This window comes from Fredinandcohnia onubensis, from assembly GCF_002734285.1.
GTDB classification, from domain to species: domain Bacteria; phylum Bacillota; class Bacilli; order Bacillales; family Bacillaceae_L; genus Ferdinandcohnia; species Ferdinandcohnia onubensis_A.
Genome location: NZ_NSEA01000008.1, coordinates 242,526 through 259,267, shown reverse-complemented (window position 1 = coordinate 259,267; position 16,742 = coordinate 242,526). Strand labels below are relative to the sequence as shown.

The 16,742-nt window shown below is 37.9% G+C and carries 17 protein-coding genes and 1 riboswitch; of the genes, 8 read left to right on the top strand and 9 right to left on the bottom strand.

What is annotated here, in order from left to right:
* The first annotated feature begins 45 nt into the window (after positions 1-45).
* From CKJ95_RS09220 to CKJ95_RS09210, 3 genes are read left to right on the top strand one after another with little or no spacing between them, the layout of a single operon-like run.
* Complete coding sequence (locus tag CKJ95_RS09220; protein WP_099353118.1) at positions 46-1,677, top strand: spore germination protein; 1,632 nt, start codon at positions 46-48, stop codon at positions 1,675-1,677.
* The gene (locus CKJ95_RS09215; protein ID WP_099353117.1) at positions 1,670-2,893 is read left to right on the top strand and encodes a Ger(x)C family spore germination protein; all 1,224 of its coding nucleotides are present in this window, start codon (positions 1,670-1,672) and stop codon (positions 2,891-2,893) included. Before CKJ95_RS09220 ends, CKJ95_RS09215 begins: the two co-directional genes overlap by 8 nt.
* 18 nt (positions 2,894-2,911) lie before the next feature.
* Positions 2,912-4,003: a GerAB/ArcD/ProY family transporter gene (locus tag CKJ95_RS09210; protein ID WP_099353116.1), complete on the top strand. Its 1,092-nt coding sequence runs from the start codon at positions 2,912-2,914 to the stop codon at positions 4,001-4,003.
* Between the two features lie 54 nt (positions 4,004-4,057).
* Here CKJ95_RS09210 and CKJ95_RS09205 read toward each other — a convergent pair whose 3' ends face one another.
* A complete protein-coding gene (locus CKJ95_RS09205) occupies positions 4,058-4,528 on the bottom strand; it encodes a tRNA (cytidine(34)-2'-O)-methyltransferase (protein ID WP_099353115.1) in 471 nt (156 codons plus the stop codon).
* A 184-nt stretch (positions 4,529-4,712) separates the two neighbouring features.
* Between CKJ95_RS09205 and CKJ95_RS09200 the strand changes: the two genes are divergently transcribed.
* Positions 4,713-5,036 carry a hypothetical protein gene (locus tag CKJ95_RS09200; protein ID WP_099353114.1) on the top strand — a complete coding sequence of 108 codons (324 nt, stop codon included), beginning with the start codon at positions 4,713-4,715 and terminating at the stop codon, positions 5,034-5,036.
* Positions 5,037-5,081: 45 nt separating this feature from the next.
* On the opposite strand, the gene CKJ95_RS09195 is transcribed toward CKJ95_RS09200, so the two are convergent.
* The 5 genes from CKJ95_RS09195 to ade all read right to left on the bottom strand — a co-directional run bounded on the left by CKJ95_RS09195 (position 5,082) and on the right by ade (position 9,757).
* Entirely contained in the window at positions 5,082-5,273 is a 192-nt protein-coding gene (locus CKJ95_RS09195; RefSeq protein ID WP_099353113.1) for a hypothetical protein, read from the bottom strand.
* 82 nt (positions 5,274-5,355) lie between these two features.
* A complete protein-coding gene (locus CKJ95_RS09190; RefSeq protein WP_099353112.1) occupies positions 5,356-5,622 on the bottom strand; it encodes a DUF3006 domain-containing protein in 267 nt (88 codons plus the stop codon).
* A gap of 1 nt (position 5,623) precedes the next feature.
* A complete protein-coding gene (locus CKJ95_RS09185; RefSeq protein WP_099353111.1) occupies positions 5,624-6,859 on the bottom strand; it encodes an MBL fold metallo-hydrolase in 1,236 nt (411 codons plus the stop codon).
* A 163-nt stretch (positions 6,860-7,022) separates the two neighbouring features.
* Positions 7,023-7,874, bottom strand: a complete 852-nt coding sequence (locus CKJ95_RS09180; protein ID WP_099353110.1) for a 5'-methylthioadenosine/adenosylhomocysteine nucleosidase — start codon at positions 7,872-7,874, stop codon at positions 7,023-7,025.
* Positions 7,875-8,014: 140 nt separating this feature from the next.
* A complete protein-coding gene (gene ade / locus CKJ95_RS09175) occupies positions 8,015-9,757 on the bottom strand; it encodes an adenine deaminase (protein ID WP_373604847.1) in 1,743 nt (580 codons plus the stop codon).
* Positions 9,758-9,842: 85 nt separating this feature from the next.
* A riboswitch (purine riboswitch) is annotated at positions 9,843-9,944 on the bottom strand.
* 295 nt (positions 9,945-10,239) lie between these two features.
* Between ade and CKJ95_RS09170 the strand changes: the two genes are divergently transcribed.
* Both CKJ95_RS09170 and CKJ95_RS09165 read left to right on the top strand, forming a co-directional pair.
* Entirely contained in the window at positions 10,240-11,217 is a 978-nt protein-coding gene (locus CKJ95_RS09170) for a S8 family peptidase (RefSeq protein WP_099353108.1), read from the top strand.
* 50 nt (positions 11,218-11,267) lie between these two features.
* Positions 11,268-12,179 carry an endonuclease I family protein gene (locus CKJ95_RS09165; RefSeq protein ID WP_099353107.1) on the top strand — a complete coding sequence of 304 codons (912 nt, stop codon included), beginning with the start codon at positions 11,268-11,270 and terminating at the stop codon, positions 12,177-12,179.
* A gap of 169 nt (positions 12,180-12,348) precedes the next feature.
* Here the strand turns inward: CKJ95_RS09165 and CKJ95_RS09160 are convergent, their stop codons facing one another.
* The 3 genes from CKJ95_RS09160 to CKJ95_RS09150 all read right to left on the bottom strand — a co-directional run bounded on the left by CKJ95_RS09160 (position 12,349) and on the right by CKJ95_RS09150 (position 14,400).
* Positions 12,349-12,603, bottom strand: a complete 255-nt coding sequence (locus tag CKJ95_RS09160; RefSeq protein WP_180271457.1) for a hypothetical protein — start codon at positions 12,601-12,603, stop codon at positions 12,349-12,351.
* Between the two features lie 157 nt (positions 12,604-12,760).
* Entirely contained in the window at positions 12,761-13,528 is a 768-nt protein-coding gene (locus CKJ95_RS09155; RefSeq protein WP_099353106.1) for a TerC family protein, read from the bottom strand.
* A gap of 500 nt (positions 13,529-14,028) precedes the next feature.
* Positions 14,029-14,400 carry a winged helix-turn-helix transcriptional regulator gene (locus tag CKJ95_RS09150; protein WP_099353105.1) on the bottom strand — a complete coding sequence of 124 codons (372 nt, stop codon included), beginning with the start codon at positions 14,398-14,400 and terminating at the stop codon, positions 14,029-14,031.
* Between the two features lie 172 nt (positions 14,401-14,572).
* On the opposite strand from CKJ95_RS09150, the gene CKJ95_RS09145 reads away from it, so the two are divergent.
* Positions 14,573-15,787, top strand: coding sequence for an MFS transporter (locus tag CKJ95_RS09145; protein WP_099353104.1), 1,215 nt, complete (start codon positions 14,573-14,575; stop codon positions 15,785-15,787).
* 25 nt (positions 15,788-15,812) lie between these two features.
* Positions 15,813-16,655 (top strand): aldo/keto reductase, encoded by an 843-nt coding sequence (locus tag CKJ95_RS09140; RefSeq protein WP_099353103.1) that lies wholly within the window; start codon positions 15,813-15,815, stop codon positions 16,653-16,655.
* The last annotated feature ends 87 nt before the right edge of the window (positions 16,656-16,742 follow it).

Genomic DNA, 16,742 nt, shown 5'->3' with positions numbered 1-16,742 from the left:
ACTGGGCAGAACAGTTAGTAAATAGAATAGAAAGGTTTAACAAAAATGCCTGGTTTTTTCAAGAATAAACGTAAAAAAAGTAGCACAACTAACGAAAACCAACAGCAACCACCAACAAAGCAGGAATTTCCGGATTCCATTGATGTACTATTATCTAATAATCTCAATGTGATTCGTAACAAAACAGGCAATAGTTTTGATGTGATTGTCCGAAAAGTTAATATCGGGTTACAACCCAAGATTCAAACCGCAATCGTCTATATTGACGGGCTTGTCGATAGCCAGTCCATAAAAGACTTTTTAATCGAATCCATCATGAAAAGTCCCGATTTGCAGGAAAAGTTGATTCAACAAGATCCATTAGAGATGATTGAAGATGAGGCTTTGCCATTTGGGAGTATCAGAGAAGCAATTGATTGGGATCAACTCTTTTCCGCGTTAATGAATGGAGAAACAATCATTCTTGTAGATGGAAAAACAAGGGTACTCGTTGTTGATACAAGAGGCGGCGAAAGACGATCGATTGAGGAACCAAGTAGTCAGGTGACGGTGCGTGGTCCACGGGATGGATTTACAGAGTCGATTATTACGAATACCTCATTGGTGCGCCGGCGTATCAAGGATCCGAATTTATGGGTCGAATCAAGAAAGTTGGGCAGGGTGACAAATACAGACGTTGCCATTATGTATATAAATGGAATTGCAAACGAGAAAATTGTAGAAGAGGTCCGCAGACGGATTGATCAAATTGATATTGATAGTGTTCTTGAATCAGGTTATATTGAACAGTTTATTGAGGATCAAACATTTACTTCCTTTCCGACTCTTTATCATACTGAAAGACCGGATACGGTTTCGGGGAATCTTCTCGAGGGGAGAGTTGCCATCTTTGTAGATGGGACTCCTTTTGTATTAGTTGCACCAGCTGTCTTTATTCAATTTTTTCAGGCAGTTGAGGATTATTATGCGCGATTTGATATTGCAACGGCACTACGTTTTTTAAGGCTTTTGATATTTTCAATATCAATTATCGCACCTGCAGGCTATATTGCCGCAACAACTTTTCATCAGGAAATGATCCCGACTCAGTTATTAATTGCTGTAGCGGCACAGAGGGAAGCCGTACCTTTTCCGGCATTTGTAGAAGCTCTCATTATGGAAGTCACATTTGAAATTTTGCGTGAAGCTGGAATTCGAATGCCGCGGGCAGTGGGGTCAGCCATTTCCATTGTTGGAGCCCTTGTAATTGGACAAGCAGCCGTTCAGGCAGGAATTGTTTCACCAGCCATGACGATTGTAGTGGCGATGACTGCAATAGCTAGTTTTGCAACACCATCATTTGCGATGGCCATTGCGGCACGATTGGTTCGCTTTTTATTTATGATTGCTGCTGCCACATTCGGTTTTTATGGAATCATCCTTGGGATTATCATGCTTGCGGTCCATCTTAGTGGCCTGCGTTCATTTGGTGTTCCATATATGACACCAATGGCTCCATTTATTTTTAAGGAGAACGCGGATACGTTTTTCCGGTTACCGTTGTGGACCTTAAAGAAACGACCGAAATTGATCAGTGAAGATAATAGAGTTCGTGTAGGGAAAGACCAGAAACCTCAACCACCTGTAGGACGTGGCATGCTCAAGTCTTCTGAAGAAAAAGGTGACCAAGATGAATAAAGGTTTTATTCTTGTCGTTTTATTCCTTGGACTGATGCTCCTTTCGGGTTGTTGGAGCAAAAAGGAACTTACCGACATCGCGATTATTTCTGCTTTCGGTATCGATAAAAATGAAAAGGGCCAGTACGTAGGTACGATTCAGGTGATTAATCCAGGTAATGTTACAGGGGGCCAGCAAGATGGTGGCTCGGGTCATGGCCCACCTATTAATGTATATACTGAAACGGGAACGAACCTTACTGAAGTTAGTAGGAAGTTTTCCACTAGCATATCGCGAAGGCTTTATTATGCCCATACAAATTTAGTAGTTGTTGGAGAGCGATTAGCTAGAGAGGAAGGGATCCTCCGTCTTTTTGATGCGATGGATCGTGACCCTGAATTTCGAATCACATCGGAAGTAATCATTGCTCAAGATATGGAGGCAAGAGATATTGTAAGAACAATAACTCCAATCGATAAGATCCCTTCCAATAAGGTGATTAAAACACTAAAGTCAACAGAAAAAAACTGGGGAACACATCTGAGAGCGAATATGAAAGATGTACTTAATAGCCTAGTATCCGAAGGGAAAGAGCCTTTATTAACAGGGTTTCGTATAAAAGGAGAAATCGATCAGGCCATGAAATTGTCAAATATTGAAGAAACGACTCCTAAAGCGGTTCTTGAGGCTGATGGGATTGCTATTTTTAGAGATGGAAAGCTGGTCGATTGGCTACAAGGAAATACGGCAAGAGGAACTTTATGGATTTTGGATAAAATTGAAAAGACAGATGTGAATATTGATTGGAAAGGACAAGAAGATTCTGTTGCTTACGAAGTGATCCGCCAAAAAACCAGTACTCTTCCAATCATTCAAAACGAGAAACCCATGATTAACGTAGAAGTACGTGTTGAAGGTGATATAGGAGAAGTAGAAATACCAGTCGATTTAACAGACCCTCTTATATTGGTAAAAATCGAAAAAGAAGCTGAAAAGGAAATTAAGAAAGAAATACAAGAAGCCATCAAACAAGCCCAAAAAAATAAAACGGATGTTTTCGGTTTTGGTGAAGTGGTGCAACGCGCCGACCCTAAACTTTGGAAGAAACTAAAGTCTGATTGGAATTCTGTATACTTTCCAGAATTAATCGTGGATGTGAAGGTAGAAGCATTTGTGCGCCGGTCGGGATTACGTACGAAATCTTTCCTTACTGAAATGGAGGAAGACCGTAAATAGATATAAGGAGCATGTAACATGGAGAAGGCAAAAATCAGTTCGTATCAGCTATTTGTACTTATCTTGCTGTTTGAATTAGGAAGTGCATTACTTTTGCCACTTGCCATGGATGCAAAGCAAGATGCCTGGATTGCCGTTCTCTTTGGAATGATCGGTGGAATGATGCTTTTTATTATCTTTTTTCGACTCTATCTATACTACCCCGACAAATTACCAACAATGTATGCACAGATTATCGTTGGAAAACTAATTGGGAAAGTAATTGCTTTTTTGTATATCCTTTATTTTGCGTATCTCGCAGCAAGGATATTACGTGATTTTGGCGTGATGTTGGTGACATTCGCCTATCCTGAAACACCATTATTTATTGTCAATGCACTTTTAATCATCGTGGTAGTATACGCGGTTCGAAAAGGAATCGAAGTATTAGGGAGAACTGGGGAACTGCTTTTTAGTATCATGTATCTACTTGCGGTAACGGGATTTATCCTCATTGTGATCTCTGGTTTAATTGATGTAAACAACCTAAAGCCAATATTAGGTGAAGGGATTTTACCTGTTTTAAAAGCAACATTTATCCAGACTCTGTATTTTCCATTTGGAGAGACGATTGTATTTGCGATGATTTTTCCTTATTTAAATCATTCTCGTAAAGCACAGATTGCTGGTTTATGTGCGATCGGCTTAAGTGGGATCAACCTAGCGCTTGTCATGTTGATGAACATTAGTGTCCTTGGTGTTAACCTTACATCTCGGGCACCGTTCCCACTTCTTGCAACCATTCAAATGATCCAAGTAGCAGAGTTTATCGAACGTCTCGATATCTTCTTTATGTTAGCTTTAATTATTGGGGGATTCTTTAAAATTGGAATCTTTTTTTATGCGGTTGTTACAGGGGTTGCCAATTTGTTCTCAATTGATAGTCATACACGTTTATGTTTTCCAATGGCACTTGTTGTTTTACTATTATCTATAACGATGGCGAGTAGTTTTGCTGAACACGTACAGGAGGGTTACAAATTTGTACCTATGTTTCTTCACGTACCATTTCAAATCATCATTCCCGTAACACTCCTTGGGATTGCGATGATAAGAAGAAGGAGAGCTTAGGAGGGACCGTATCCGTCAGGACCATAAAAAAATCTTCCAAAACGGAAGATTTTTTTAGTTTAAATTCGGATATCCTTGCTGGCGTAATGCTTCGTATACTAGTATCGCTGCAGTACTCGAAAGATTGAGTGAACGAACGTGATCGTTCATAGGGATTCTCAAGAAGTGGTTTTTGTTTTTTTCTAGTAAATCTTTTGGTAAACCCGTTGTTTCTTTTCCAAACATAAAATAATGTTCCTTCGATTCGTCACTGAAATCAAAGCCTGTATGTGTTTTTTCTCCAAACGTCTCAATAAAATAAAATTCGCCTACATTTTTTGAAAAGAAGTCTTCCAATGAATCATAATACGTGATGTTTACATCATTCCAAAAATCGATGCCTGCTTTTTTTAACATCTCCGGATCTGTTGAAAAGCCAAGTGGTCGGATTAAATGCAAGGCAGAACCCGTTGCTACACAAGTAAGTGCAATATTCCCAGTATTAGCCGGAATATCTGGTTGATAAAGTACAACATGTATTCCCAAGAAAGGTCACCTCTAACTTCTATTTTACTCTTCGAATTATAGCATACAACAACAAAAAGAGAGGAGATTGTAGAACTCAGAATCGATGTTTTACTATCTTTGAATCATGCACTCAAGAGTTCTTAATAATTACCACATATATTGCTTGCTCTACTCCACACAATAAAATGAGGAGGGAAGAGTTATGAACTATATGCAACTACTGTCATCTGTACTTAGTAGCTTGAGTGCTAACAAATCACTGAGGGTATTCAAACGAAAACGAAACAATAGAATGTGGATATGGATTTCTCTATTAGGAGTTACCATTCTTGGTTTATTTGGAAGCAGAAATAGCCGTATCAATCAAGAAGTTCAAAAGAGATTTCAGCAAGCTCAAAATTCGTTTCAAAATTCATCTGAATTAAAAATGAATCCTTTTGAAGTAAACTACGATCTTGCAGCGGAAATTGCAAAAGAAATAAAACCTGATGTTAAACTTCCAACTCAACCACAAAAGAATGAGTAAATACATCAAAATGGCTGGATTCAATATACCCAGCCATTTTACCATCTAATTATGTATTTGTTGTTGTACCTGTTGGATAATTCGTTGCGCCTTTTCTAGTTCGCTTTGTGCAAAATGACATGCCTCTGATTCAGGACTATTCGAGTTCACTTGTTTTAAATGATGATGGGCCGTATGAATAATATCTTGAGCTTCTTGTAATTTGCTTTTAAAGTTCATCTCAGCTCTTCCTTTCATTGAATTGTTCTCTTTTAGCATGTGCATGTTTTCAGTTAAATACGCATCTCTTCGTCAATGGCATAAGCGACAGGCTCACTTGTCAATCTTTTTTCTTGAACTTGCTTCCAGAACTCTTCTTACGGAGCTTAGACATCATATCATCTACTTTGTGCTGTTGTGAGCTTGTTTCATCTTCGTTTAGTGTAATGGAAGTGATGGCTTCATTTTCAATCGTAAGGTTCAAATAGGAACCAGCTTTTGAACCATTTGGTAATTTACTGATTGGAATGATAAATTCTTTATTGATTTCTTCAACTAAAATAACTGCATGCTGATTTTCTTCGATTCGATCCAAATATCCTTTCATGTTATCCTCCTACACAAGCTAGATTTTGTTTTTTAATATCTTCCATTCTTGACGGACCGATTCCTTTTATTCGTGTTAACTCATCAATGGATGTAAACGGCCTTAAGTTAATCAGTTCCTTTGCACGCGCTGGCCCTAAATGAATAATTTCTTGTAGCTCTTCAACACTTGCCGTATTAATATTTATACATTTACCATTGGGTACTTGACTTTCTTTTTCCGGTTCAGGTCTTGTAGAAGTTCCACCACCTGTAGAAGGGGGTATAATCGTTCCGTCCTTTTTGGTTAACACTTCATAGTTTTTGCCATCTGTTTTGACAAGAATCGTGCCGTGTACATCCGTTCCATAAAGTCTAATATTGGAACCTTGAATTAAATCGAAGACTTCTTTGTGTGGATGTCCATAGCTGTTCTCTTTTCCAGCACTGTAGATTGCTATTTCTGGACTCACTTCCTTTAGAAAAGTAGGGTGAGTAGAAGTGCTTGAACCGTGATGACCTAGATGGAGGATATCAGCGTCTACATCAATACTACCATTTATCATCCTTAATTCATCATTTCGACTCGCATCACCCGTAAAAATGAAGGAAACCTCTCCGTACGTGAGCTTAAGCGAAATGGATTCTTCATTGTCATTTTCGGAAACAGAGATCGGATATAAAATTTCAATTTTGAGCGGGCCAACTTCAAATTCATCGCCGCGTCTTGGCTCATAATAATCGACATTATTTTGATCAATCGCTTGTAGTAACCTCTGAAACGTCTGTGATGTACTCGTATTGCCGGACAACCATACTTCTCCTACGTTAAACGTATTGATGACCTTATCAAGTTGACCAATATGATCTGCGTCAGGGTGTGTTCCAATTGCGATATCAATTTCTGAAATGTTTTGAGTTTGTAAGTAATGGATAACATCGTTTCTGTTCCAATTCCCTGCGTCAATCAAGATGGTAAATTCTTCACCCTTATCCGAATATTGAAGTAAGGTTGAATCAGCTTGACCAACATCCATATAATGAACGGTAAGTTCTGATAGTGAATTTGGCGCTTTTCCTTGTTCTTCAGTAGGGGGTGGGGTGTCTTCAACAGGTTTCGTTTCTATTTCTTCGGTGGTTTTTGTGATATTCTCGGCATCGTTATTCTTGGCTTGATTATCCTCCTGTGAACACCCACCGATTATCAAAAGTGCAGCGACCAAATAGATCGCAAAAATAGTTCGACTGAATGGATACATCGTTTTTCCCTCTTTTGGTGTTGTTTTAAACAAATGACTATATGTTATGATTTCATTTAATGCCGATTGTATCAAATAAAATAAGAAGTGCGCTACTTAACTCACATAAACATAAAAAATGCCAGGACCGTAATGGTACCTGACACTTAATAAATATTCGTTCTTATTCCATATTTTCAAGGATGCCTTCGATAATAGTAGATGAGTTTGTTACTGCCATTTGTTTGAAATCTTCCCATTTCATAACGGCTTCTTCACCTGCATCATCTGATGCTGAACGGATGACAAGGTATGGAATCTCATTGAGGTAGGCAACTTGTCCAACAGCTCCACCTTCCATTTCAACAACATAGGCATTAAATGTATCTAGAATCCATTTACTTTTTTCAGCACTTGCGATAAATTGATCACCTGTAGCCACTCTAGCTTTTACAACATTTACTTCTTCTGGCAGGTTCTTTGCTGCCTCTTCTGCTAAAGCAATCAGTTCTTTATCAGCTTCATAATAGCCAGTTTCCATTCCAGGAATCAAACCAGGTTCATAACCCTTTGCTGTTTCATCCATATCATGCTGAACTGTATCCGTAGAGATTACGATATCCCCAAGGTTAATATCAGGGTGGATGGCTCCAGCAATTCCTGAATTAATGAGAGCATCTACGTTAAATTGACTAACCAATAATTGAGCAGCCATCGTAGCATTTACTTTCCCAATTCCGGATTGAACGAGGACGATGTTTTGACCCTTTAAAGTTCCTTGATAGAAAGTCATACCAGCGATTTCTTCTTCTTTTTCTACTTCCATATGAGAATGTAAAATCTCAATTTCTTCTGCCATTGGGCCGATAATTCCAACCGCATTTTGATCATCTAGATTGGTCACTTCTTCACTTTTTACCTCAGCTTCTGTTGCCTCAGCCTTCGCACTTGATTCACTTTGTTGTGAGCAACCAATGAGTAAGCTACCCATCACTAAAAGTAAGAGTAAAAGCTTTGCGTTTTTGAGTACGTTCATGTTTTTGTTCCCCCTAAGATGATTTTAGTCTGAATAAAAATAAATAATGAATTAAAACACGAACATTAAAATAACTAATCAATCCAATGTTCGTATTTATAATACTACAAATACAATTAATTTCAAGGGGTACATTAAAATTAGTTCGTTTGTACTGGTATATGTGTAAATGTTTCTACATCAAATAATCCTAAATCTGTTAATTTCAATGATGGTATAACCGGTAATGTAAGAAAGGAGAGGGTTAAAAATGGATTAAAATCACCGGTAAACCCTAGTTGACTTAATGACCGTTTTATTTGGTCAAGCTCCAAATTCACAGTTTGTGAGTCTTTATTTGACATAAGTCCTGCTATTGGAAGGGATAAAGAGGCAATGATTTGTTTGTTTTTGACAATCACTAAGCCACCATTCATGTCTTTTAGACCCTGAATTGCCACCAAAATATCATCATCATTGGTACCTGTAGCAACAATATTATGAGAATCATGCGCAATCGTTGTTGCAATTGCTCCTTCTGTAAAACCGAATCCCTTAACGACACCTAATCCAATATTTCCAGTATTTTTATGACGCTCAACGACCACTAATTTTAGCTGATCATTCTCTATGGATGGGTGAAAATAACCGTTTGACACTGATACTTTTTCCACTAGTTTGTTCGTGATCAATTGATTTGGAATGATCTCAATGATATTTGCTTTATTTCCGTCACAGAAAGAGATTTGAAGGTCTTTTTCATGTAACTCAGACACATGAACAGTTGACAGTAAAAGTGTATTTGGAACAATTTTAGCAGGTAATTTTCCAACAAAACGACCATTCTGTGCAACAAGATTTCCAGATTTATAGACTTCTGTTATTTCAATCGTCTCTAGATGGTCTAGTAACAGGAAATCAGCTTCAAAGCCCGGAGCAATTGCACCTTTATTTGGTAGACGATAGCATTCAGCAGCATTTAATGTTGCCATCTGGATGGCTTGAAGAGGGGAAATCCCTTCTTCAATCGCTAACCGGATATTATGGTCAATACTACCTTCTTCGATCAAATCATCTAAATGCTTATCATCCGTACAGAAAAGGCAACGACGTGCATTAGTTGGAGTGACAACCTTTATCAGTGTTTTTAAATCTTTTGCAACAGAACCTTCACGAATCAATAAATACATTCCGCGTCTTAATCGCTCAATCGCTTCCTGAGCCGTATTACATTCATGGTCGGTTTTGATCCCAGCTGTTCTGTAGATATCAATTGCATTTGTATCCAAGCCAGCTAAGTGGCCATCGATTAATCCATTATGGTCGCTAGTCACAAGAATTTTATCTATAATAGAATCCTCCGCGTTTTTGAGAGAAGGGTAGTCCATCACCTCGGCTAACCCGAGAACTCGTGGGTGGCTGTAAAATGGCTCCAAGTCGTTTGCCTTAAGGTCTGCACCGTTATTTTCAAATGGAGTAGCAGGTACACTTGAAGGTAGCATGAGAAAAACATCAAGCGGGAGATTCTCAGAGTCCTCAATCATAAACGATAATCCGTCACTACCTGAGACATTGCCAATTTCATGTGGGTCCGTAATGACGGTTGTTACGCCATGAGGAAGGACCACTTTCGCAAATTCAGAAGGGGGGACCATCGCGGATTCAATATGCACATGCCCGTCAATAAATCCAGGACACACATAGCGATTCTTCGCATCTATGACTTTTTTACCCTCAAATTCTCCAATTCCAACAAACATACCATCTGAAATCGCGACGTCACCCTCAATGATTTCAAGGTTAAACACATCTATGATCTTCCCATTTTTAATGACAAGGTCCGCCGGGATTTGTTTACTGGAGACAGCTATACGTTTCTTTAACAGTTCTTTTTCCATTTTAATTCCTCCTCAATATAAAAATAAAAACCCCGGGCTTTTACCCAGGGTTTGACACAGAGAAGGAAATAGAGCTTTTTGCTACGTACACAAAAAGCCAAACTCTTCTCGTAGTCAAACCATTTACGGTAGTTTGGTAGAAACTTATGGACCATATTTCCAAGATTATACGAGTACATGTATGAAATTATTAGTTGATTTTATAGGTATGAATGATGAGTGTCAATGGAATATAGAAATGTTTAAAAATTAGCATTAGTCTGATGTACACATTTAGTTCAAGGAAAATTGAGTTTTATCTGGGACAAAATATTCATTTTCCTAATTTTCAGTATTTCATCTTGATAAAAGCATGTCCAATTAGTATAATGAAACAAACGTTCCCATGCAGCGAAGGTAAGCTAACTAGGAAACTAACAACCGAAGACTAGACAGAAGGGAATGAAGGTAATTGTTTTGAAAACTAGATTTGAAGGAGGAGATTCATCTTGAAAAATCAGGTCAAATTATTACCGTATACCATTCAGTCAGTTGTGGGTCAGGCAAATGAAACACCAGAGGGAGTTCAATTGGTACAGGCACCTTCTTTATGGGAAGATAGCAGTCAGGGTGAAGGTGTAGTCATTGCAGTGATTGATACTGGGATTGACACGTCTCATCCCGATCTAAAGGATCGAATTATTGCTGGACGGAATTTTACAAGTGATTATAATGGGGACCCTGAAGTGTTTGAAGACAACAATGGCCATGGGACACATGTGTCTGGTACGGTTGCGGCTAGTCTTAACAATGATGGGGTTGTAGGGGTTGCTCCAAAGGCTCAGATTTTAAGTTTAAAAGCTTTAACTGGAGAAGGGGCAGGTCAGTATGATTGGATCATCGATGCCATTCGCTATGCAATTGAGTGGCAAGGACCTAACAATGAAAGAGTACGTGTCATCTCGATGTCATTAGGTGGGCCTCAAGATGTACCTGAGATGCATAAGGTTATTCAAGATGCAGTCAATCAAAACATATCTGTCGTTGTGGCAGCGGGGAATGAAGGGGATTCATTGGAGGATACATTTGAGTATGCTTACCCTGGTGCGTATAACGAAGTCATATCCGTAGGGGCTGTCAGCATGGATTTGCAGCTTGCTCCATTTTCTAATACTCATACAGAAATCGACCTTGTGGCTCCTGGGGTAGATGTCGTTTCCACGTATCCTGATGATCAATATGCAAAACTAACAGGAACTTCCATGGCGGCTCCACATGTTGCAGGTGCAATTGCTTTACTTATCAATCTAAGTGAAAAAGAATTTGACCGAACACTGAGCGAAGCAGAAGTCTATGCCCAACTCATTAGACGAACCGTACCTCTCGGCAACAGAAAAAGCGCCGAAGGAAATGGTTTTCTCCTCCTTGACGTTGTTGAGAGGCTCCACGACATGATTCCTGCGTCAAACATGAATGTTACTCCTTAGGAATAGTGACTTTCTTAACGGTTTAAAAGAAACCAGGAAAGGAGAACTATATGAATCCCACAAAGGACAAAGGTAGAAATGAATTTCCTGATGTAAAGGCTGCCTTGTTAGAGTTAACGTTTAACAAAAGGAGATTTGAAAGCGAAAAAGAGTATTATGACGTAGAACAAGACAAGCAGTTCATCAAGGATTATTATTGTACGATTGATTTTAATCTTGAGGATAAAAAAGAGTTGTATAAACAACTCAGTCAGTTAATAACGAGAACACATGTAAATCAGTTAGCTTATAATGCTAAAACCCGGGACCTTCTTTATACACGGGTAGACCTACATGTGGACGGAACCTTAAAGAGCATCTATTCTGGAAAGGAAAAGAATCCTGAACAAGTCGTGAGAGAAGATTATGAATCTGACAGAAAAAGAAAAGAAGCTCATGACCTGTTGTTAGTAAGCAACTTGAATAATGATGACTTTCAGCAGGCAGTGACGTCTATTCATCAGGAAAATATGTTTAATTGCGAACATGTAGTGCCCCAGTCATGGTTTCACGAGGATAATCCGATGAGAGGGGATTTGCATCATCTTTTTACATGTGAAAAAGATTGTAATTCAGCCAGATCCAATTATCCTTATTTTGATTTTGTTGACTATCCACCAAAACTGGCGACTGAAGCAGTTAAAGACCATTGCGGGAAATATGAAGAGGGTAAGTTTGAGCCCGAAAGTGGGAAGGGTGAGGTTGCAAGAGCAACATTGTACTTTTTGCTACGATATCCGGGAGAAATTAGCCGATATCATAAGAAAGATATTGAAATGTTACTAAACTGGCATCGTGAAAATAAAGTATCTATATATGAAAAGCATCGTAACAAAGAGATTTTCCATATCCAAAAAAACAGAAATCCTATAATCGATTTTCCGCAACTTGCAGATAAAATTGATTTTATGTCTGGGTTTTAACACTAAAGGACATGCCCATTTTTAGACTGAATACTTACCCAATTTAAGGCACACTTATAAAAAGGTGTGTCTTTTTTTGTGCCAGAGGGTGCTACTAAACTTCTTTTATCTCAAAAAATAAGCAATATGGAAATGACCATAATGCTTAATAATCCCTATTATAGTTGGGTCATGTTTTATACATTTTTGTTTTTAGTAACCTAAAGGATTTTCGGACAATTCCCATTATATCCATATTACCTTTTACGGGCTCATATTCTGCTTCAAATTGATCTCTATCACAAGGGTATTGTTCTCCATCTTTATCTGTGATTAGATAATCCCCAGGGAGCCCCTTCATTGAACCATTCGATGTCTCAATTGTAATCGATCGTGTAAGCTTTACAGCTTCAACAACAATCGGCTTTTTCCTATACTTAGGCAACAGTATCAACCTCCTTTACCTTACATTACTAGCCTATGCAAAAACGGACAAATGTGTATAGGCGATGGGACGGTCCCTCTGTCCCCATGAAAAAGCCTCTCGATAAGCTAAATTAGCTTGTTCGAGAGGCTTTTATTGGATTACGTTATAGATGTTATCACTGTGATATATCTGTTTCCTCTTTTGGTTTTGAAAAGAACCATCCACCTGCTGCTATTAGAATCAGTACGGCATAGAACGTAATTTTCCATTCAGGAGATTTAGCAAATTCAGTTGGTAAAATGGCTAATTCAGGATGCGATAATGTGTAAACAGCAAGCTTTACTCCTACCCATCCAACAATCATGAATGCTGCAATTTCCAGCCCAGGTCTTTGTTGAAGAAGGGTAACAAAGAAGTTTGCTGCAAAGCGCATAATAATTAAGCCAATTAAGCCTCCAGTAAAGATTACAAGGAATTTACCTCCATCTAGTCCTCCAATGGTAGGCAAGTTCGTGTTAGGAAGTGTTACAGCTAATGCAACAGCAGCAAGAATAGAGTCTATGGCAAATGCTATGTCTGCGAGTTCTACTTTAAATACTGTCATCCAGAAGCCAGATTTTTTCTCTTCTTTTTTCTTTTTTTCTTTGTCCTTTTTAAAGACAATTTTTCTTGTTATATGGTTAATGGCAATGAAAAACAGATACAGGGCTCCAATTGCTTGAACTTGCCATACATCGACGAGGAATGATATTACAAAAAGGGATCCGAATCTAAAAACAAATGCACCTGCTAAACCATAAAACAATGCCCGCTTTCTTTCTTCTTCAGGAAGGTGCTTAACCATGATAGCAAGAACAAGGGCATTATCAGCTGCCAACAAGCCCTCAATTGCAATTAATAGTAAAAGTACCCAACCATACTCTAATAAAATCGAAAATTCCAAATTATATCCCTCCATTTTGTTTTTTCCAAATAAAAAGACCTCCACCAAGACGGTAAAGGTCAATTCAGAAAAAATAAAAGACCTTCACCAATAGGTAAAGGTCTTGCTAACAACATGAGTGTTGCCAACAAAGCCGAGGGGGTTACCCTGAAATGACGACTTCGCTGTAAAAGCTACTCCCCTTTAGGAGACAGTTATTTGATTACCTTAATTTTATCTGCATTGTATATAACTGTCAATAAAATTTGTAAAAAAACAGAAATCCATATTGTCTATAATTACGTTCAGTGTACAGTTCTAATTTTCTTGAATGAGGGTTGAAATCCAAAATCTAAAACGAAATTGATGTTCAGTCCACAAGGTGCACTGAATACAAAAACAGACAGTGGAGATATTACAGATTACAGCTACTAGTAAATAGTTTGTTCCTGTGGAAAATCAAAAGCCGGTAATACTAGTTTGAATTTAAGACTAGTATATATCGGCTTATTTGTTTACTCTTAAATTAAATTATTATTTAAAATGCTTTCCTCTAAAACCTCTGATTTATCACCATAAACTTTGACAATGTGAGTTTCTCCCCAAGCACATAATGAATCTAAAATGTGTTCTAAACTTTTTCCGTACTCACTTAACTGGTACTCCACTTTTGGTGGGACTTGATTATAAACAATCCGATCAATGACTCCATCTTCTTCAAGCTCTCTTAGTTGCTGTGTAAGCATTTTTTGAGTGATATTCGGCATGAGTCTTTTTAATTCGCTCGTCCGTTTTTTCCCATGTGTAAGATGGCAAAGTATGACACATTTCCATTTACCACCGATTACCTCTAATGTCGCTTCAACTGATATATTGTATTTCTTTTTTTCCATATCTTTTTCCTCCTGCCTATAGGCACTAAAAAGTACCTATAATACTTTTTAGTATCTATATTACAAAAAAGTACGTACTTTTCATTTTAAAACCTATCACACATAATAACATTTGTCGGCCGATCATACTAGTTATTCATTTATTTCATACGAACAAAGAGGAGGACACATCGTGGCTAAAGGAAACATCTCAAGTACACTTGCATTACTTGCCCTAGCAGTTAGTGCTTTTGCGATAGGCACAACTGAATTTATCAGCGTTGGTTTATTACCACTTATAGCTGCGGATTTAAATATTCCAGTAACCACAGCAGGGTTAACTGTATCGATATATGCTTTAGGAGTAACATTTGGAGCACCTATTTTAACGTCCCTAACGTCAAAAATGTCTCGTAAGACGCTCTTACTTTGGATCATGATTGTATTTATTATTGGCAATAGCCTTGCTGCTATCTCAAATACAATCGGATTATTATTAGTGGCACGAGTAATATCTGCTTTTTCTCATGGTGTTTTCATGTCAATCGGTTCTACAATTGCTGCTGATTTAGTTCCTGAAAATCGCAGAGCGAGTGCCATATCCATTATGTTTACCGGGCTTACAATCGCCACTGTTACCGGTGTTCCATTTGGGACGTTTATTGGACAACAACTTGGCTGGAGAGCAGCGTTTCTCGTAATTATTTTTACTGGGATCATTGCTTTCATTGCAAATAGCATTTTAATTCCTTCTAGTCTACGAAAAGGTGTAAAAACAACCTTTCGAGATCAGCTTAAACTCGTAAAAAATGGACGTTTATTACTTATCTTCACTATTACAGCTTTAGGGTATGGTGGAACATTTGTTGTTTTCACTTTCTTATCACCATTACTCCAAAATATAACGGGGTATAAAGAAGAATCTGTCGCACTTATATTACTCATTTATGGTGTTGCGATTGCAATTGGGAATATGATTGGTGGAAAACTATCAAATCAAAATCCAGTTCGCGCATTGTTTTATATGTTTATTGTACAAGCAGTCGTTTTATTTACTTTGTTGTTCACAGCTCCATTTAAAATTGCAGGGCTACTTACCATCCTTATCATGGGATTATTTGCCTTCATGAATGTGCCAGGGTTACAAGTTTATGTTGTAATGCTAGCGGAGCGTTTTGTGCCAAGTGCAGTTGACGTAGCTTCTGCAATAAATATTGCGGCATTTAATGCTGGGATTGCAATCGGCTCCTATATAGGTGGGCTAATTACTGATTCAATCGGACTGATTCACACATCGTGGATTGGCGCTCTAATGGTATTAATTGCTGCGGTCCTAGCAGGTTTTAGTACGATTTTAGAACGAAGAGATCAAATAAATATAACAAAAATGAAGAGTTTTAGTAAATAAAAATATTATTCGGAGGTCTTATAAAATGGCTAAACATTTACAAGATACAACAACTTTGCACAACGGTGTAAAAATGCCTTGGTTTGGTATTGGAGTTTTTAAAGTAGAAGAGGGGCCTGAACTGGTTAACGCAGTAAAAACGGCAATAAAAAATGGATATCGCAGTGTGGACACAGCGGCGATTTATGAGAACGAAGAAGGTGTAGGAATAGGAATTAAAGAAGGGCTCAAAGAAGTACAAATTTCTCGAGAGGAACTATTTGTGACTTCTAAAGTTTGGAATGCAGATTTAGGATACGAATCAACTCTAACTGCTTATGAAACAAGTATAAAGAAACTTGGATTAGAGTATTTAGATTTATACCTCATTCATTGGCCTGTTGAGGGTAAATTTAAAGATGCTTGGAGAGCTCTTGAAACTCTTTACAAAGAAGGGCGCGTAAAAGCAATAGGGGTAAGTAATTTTCAAATTCACCATCTAGAAGAACTCATGAAAGATGCTGAAATTAAACCTATGATCAATCAAGTAGAATACCATCCTCGATTATCTCAAAAAGATTTACATGAGTTTTCCAAGCGAAATGGGATCCAACTTGAAGCTTGGTCACCATTAATGCAAGGTCAATTACTAGATAATGATATTCTGCATGAAATAGCGCGTAAGCATAATAAATCAGTTGCACAAATTATCTTACGTTGGGACCTGCAAAACGGGGTTGTTACCATTCCAAAGTCTACAAAAGAACATCGAATTATTGAAAATGCAAATGTTTTTGATTTTGAATTAACGAATGAGGAAATGGAAGTTATTCATGGACTGAATCAAAATCTTCGTGTGGGGCCAGACCCAGACAATTTTGACTTTTGATTCATCATAACAAGGAAAATGGGAAATGTCTGTGACTGCCTAAATTAAGTGGATTTTATTTTCAAATCTGGACATTTTAATATAGTA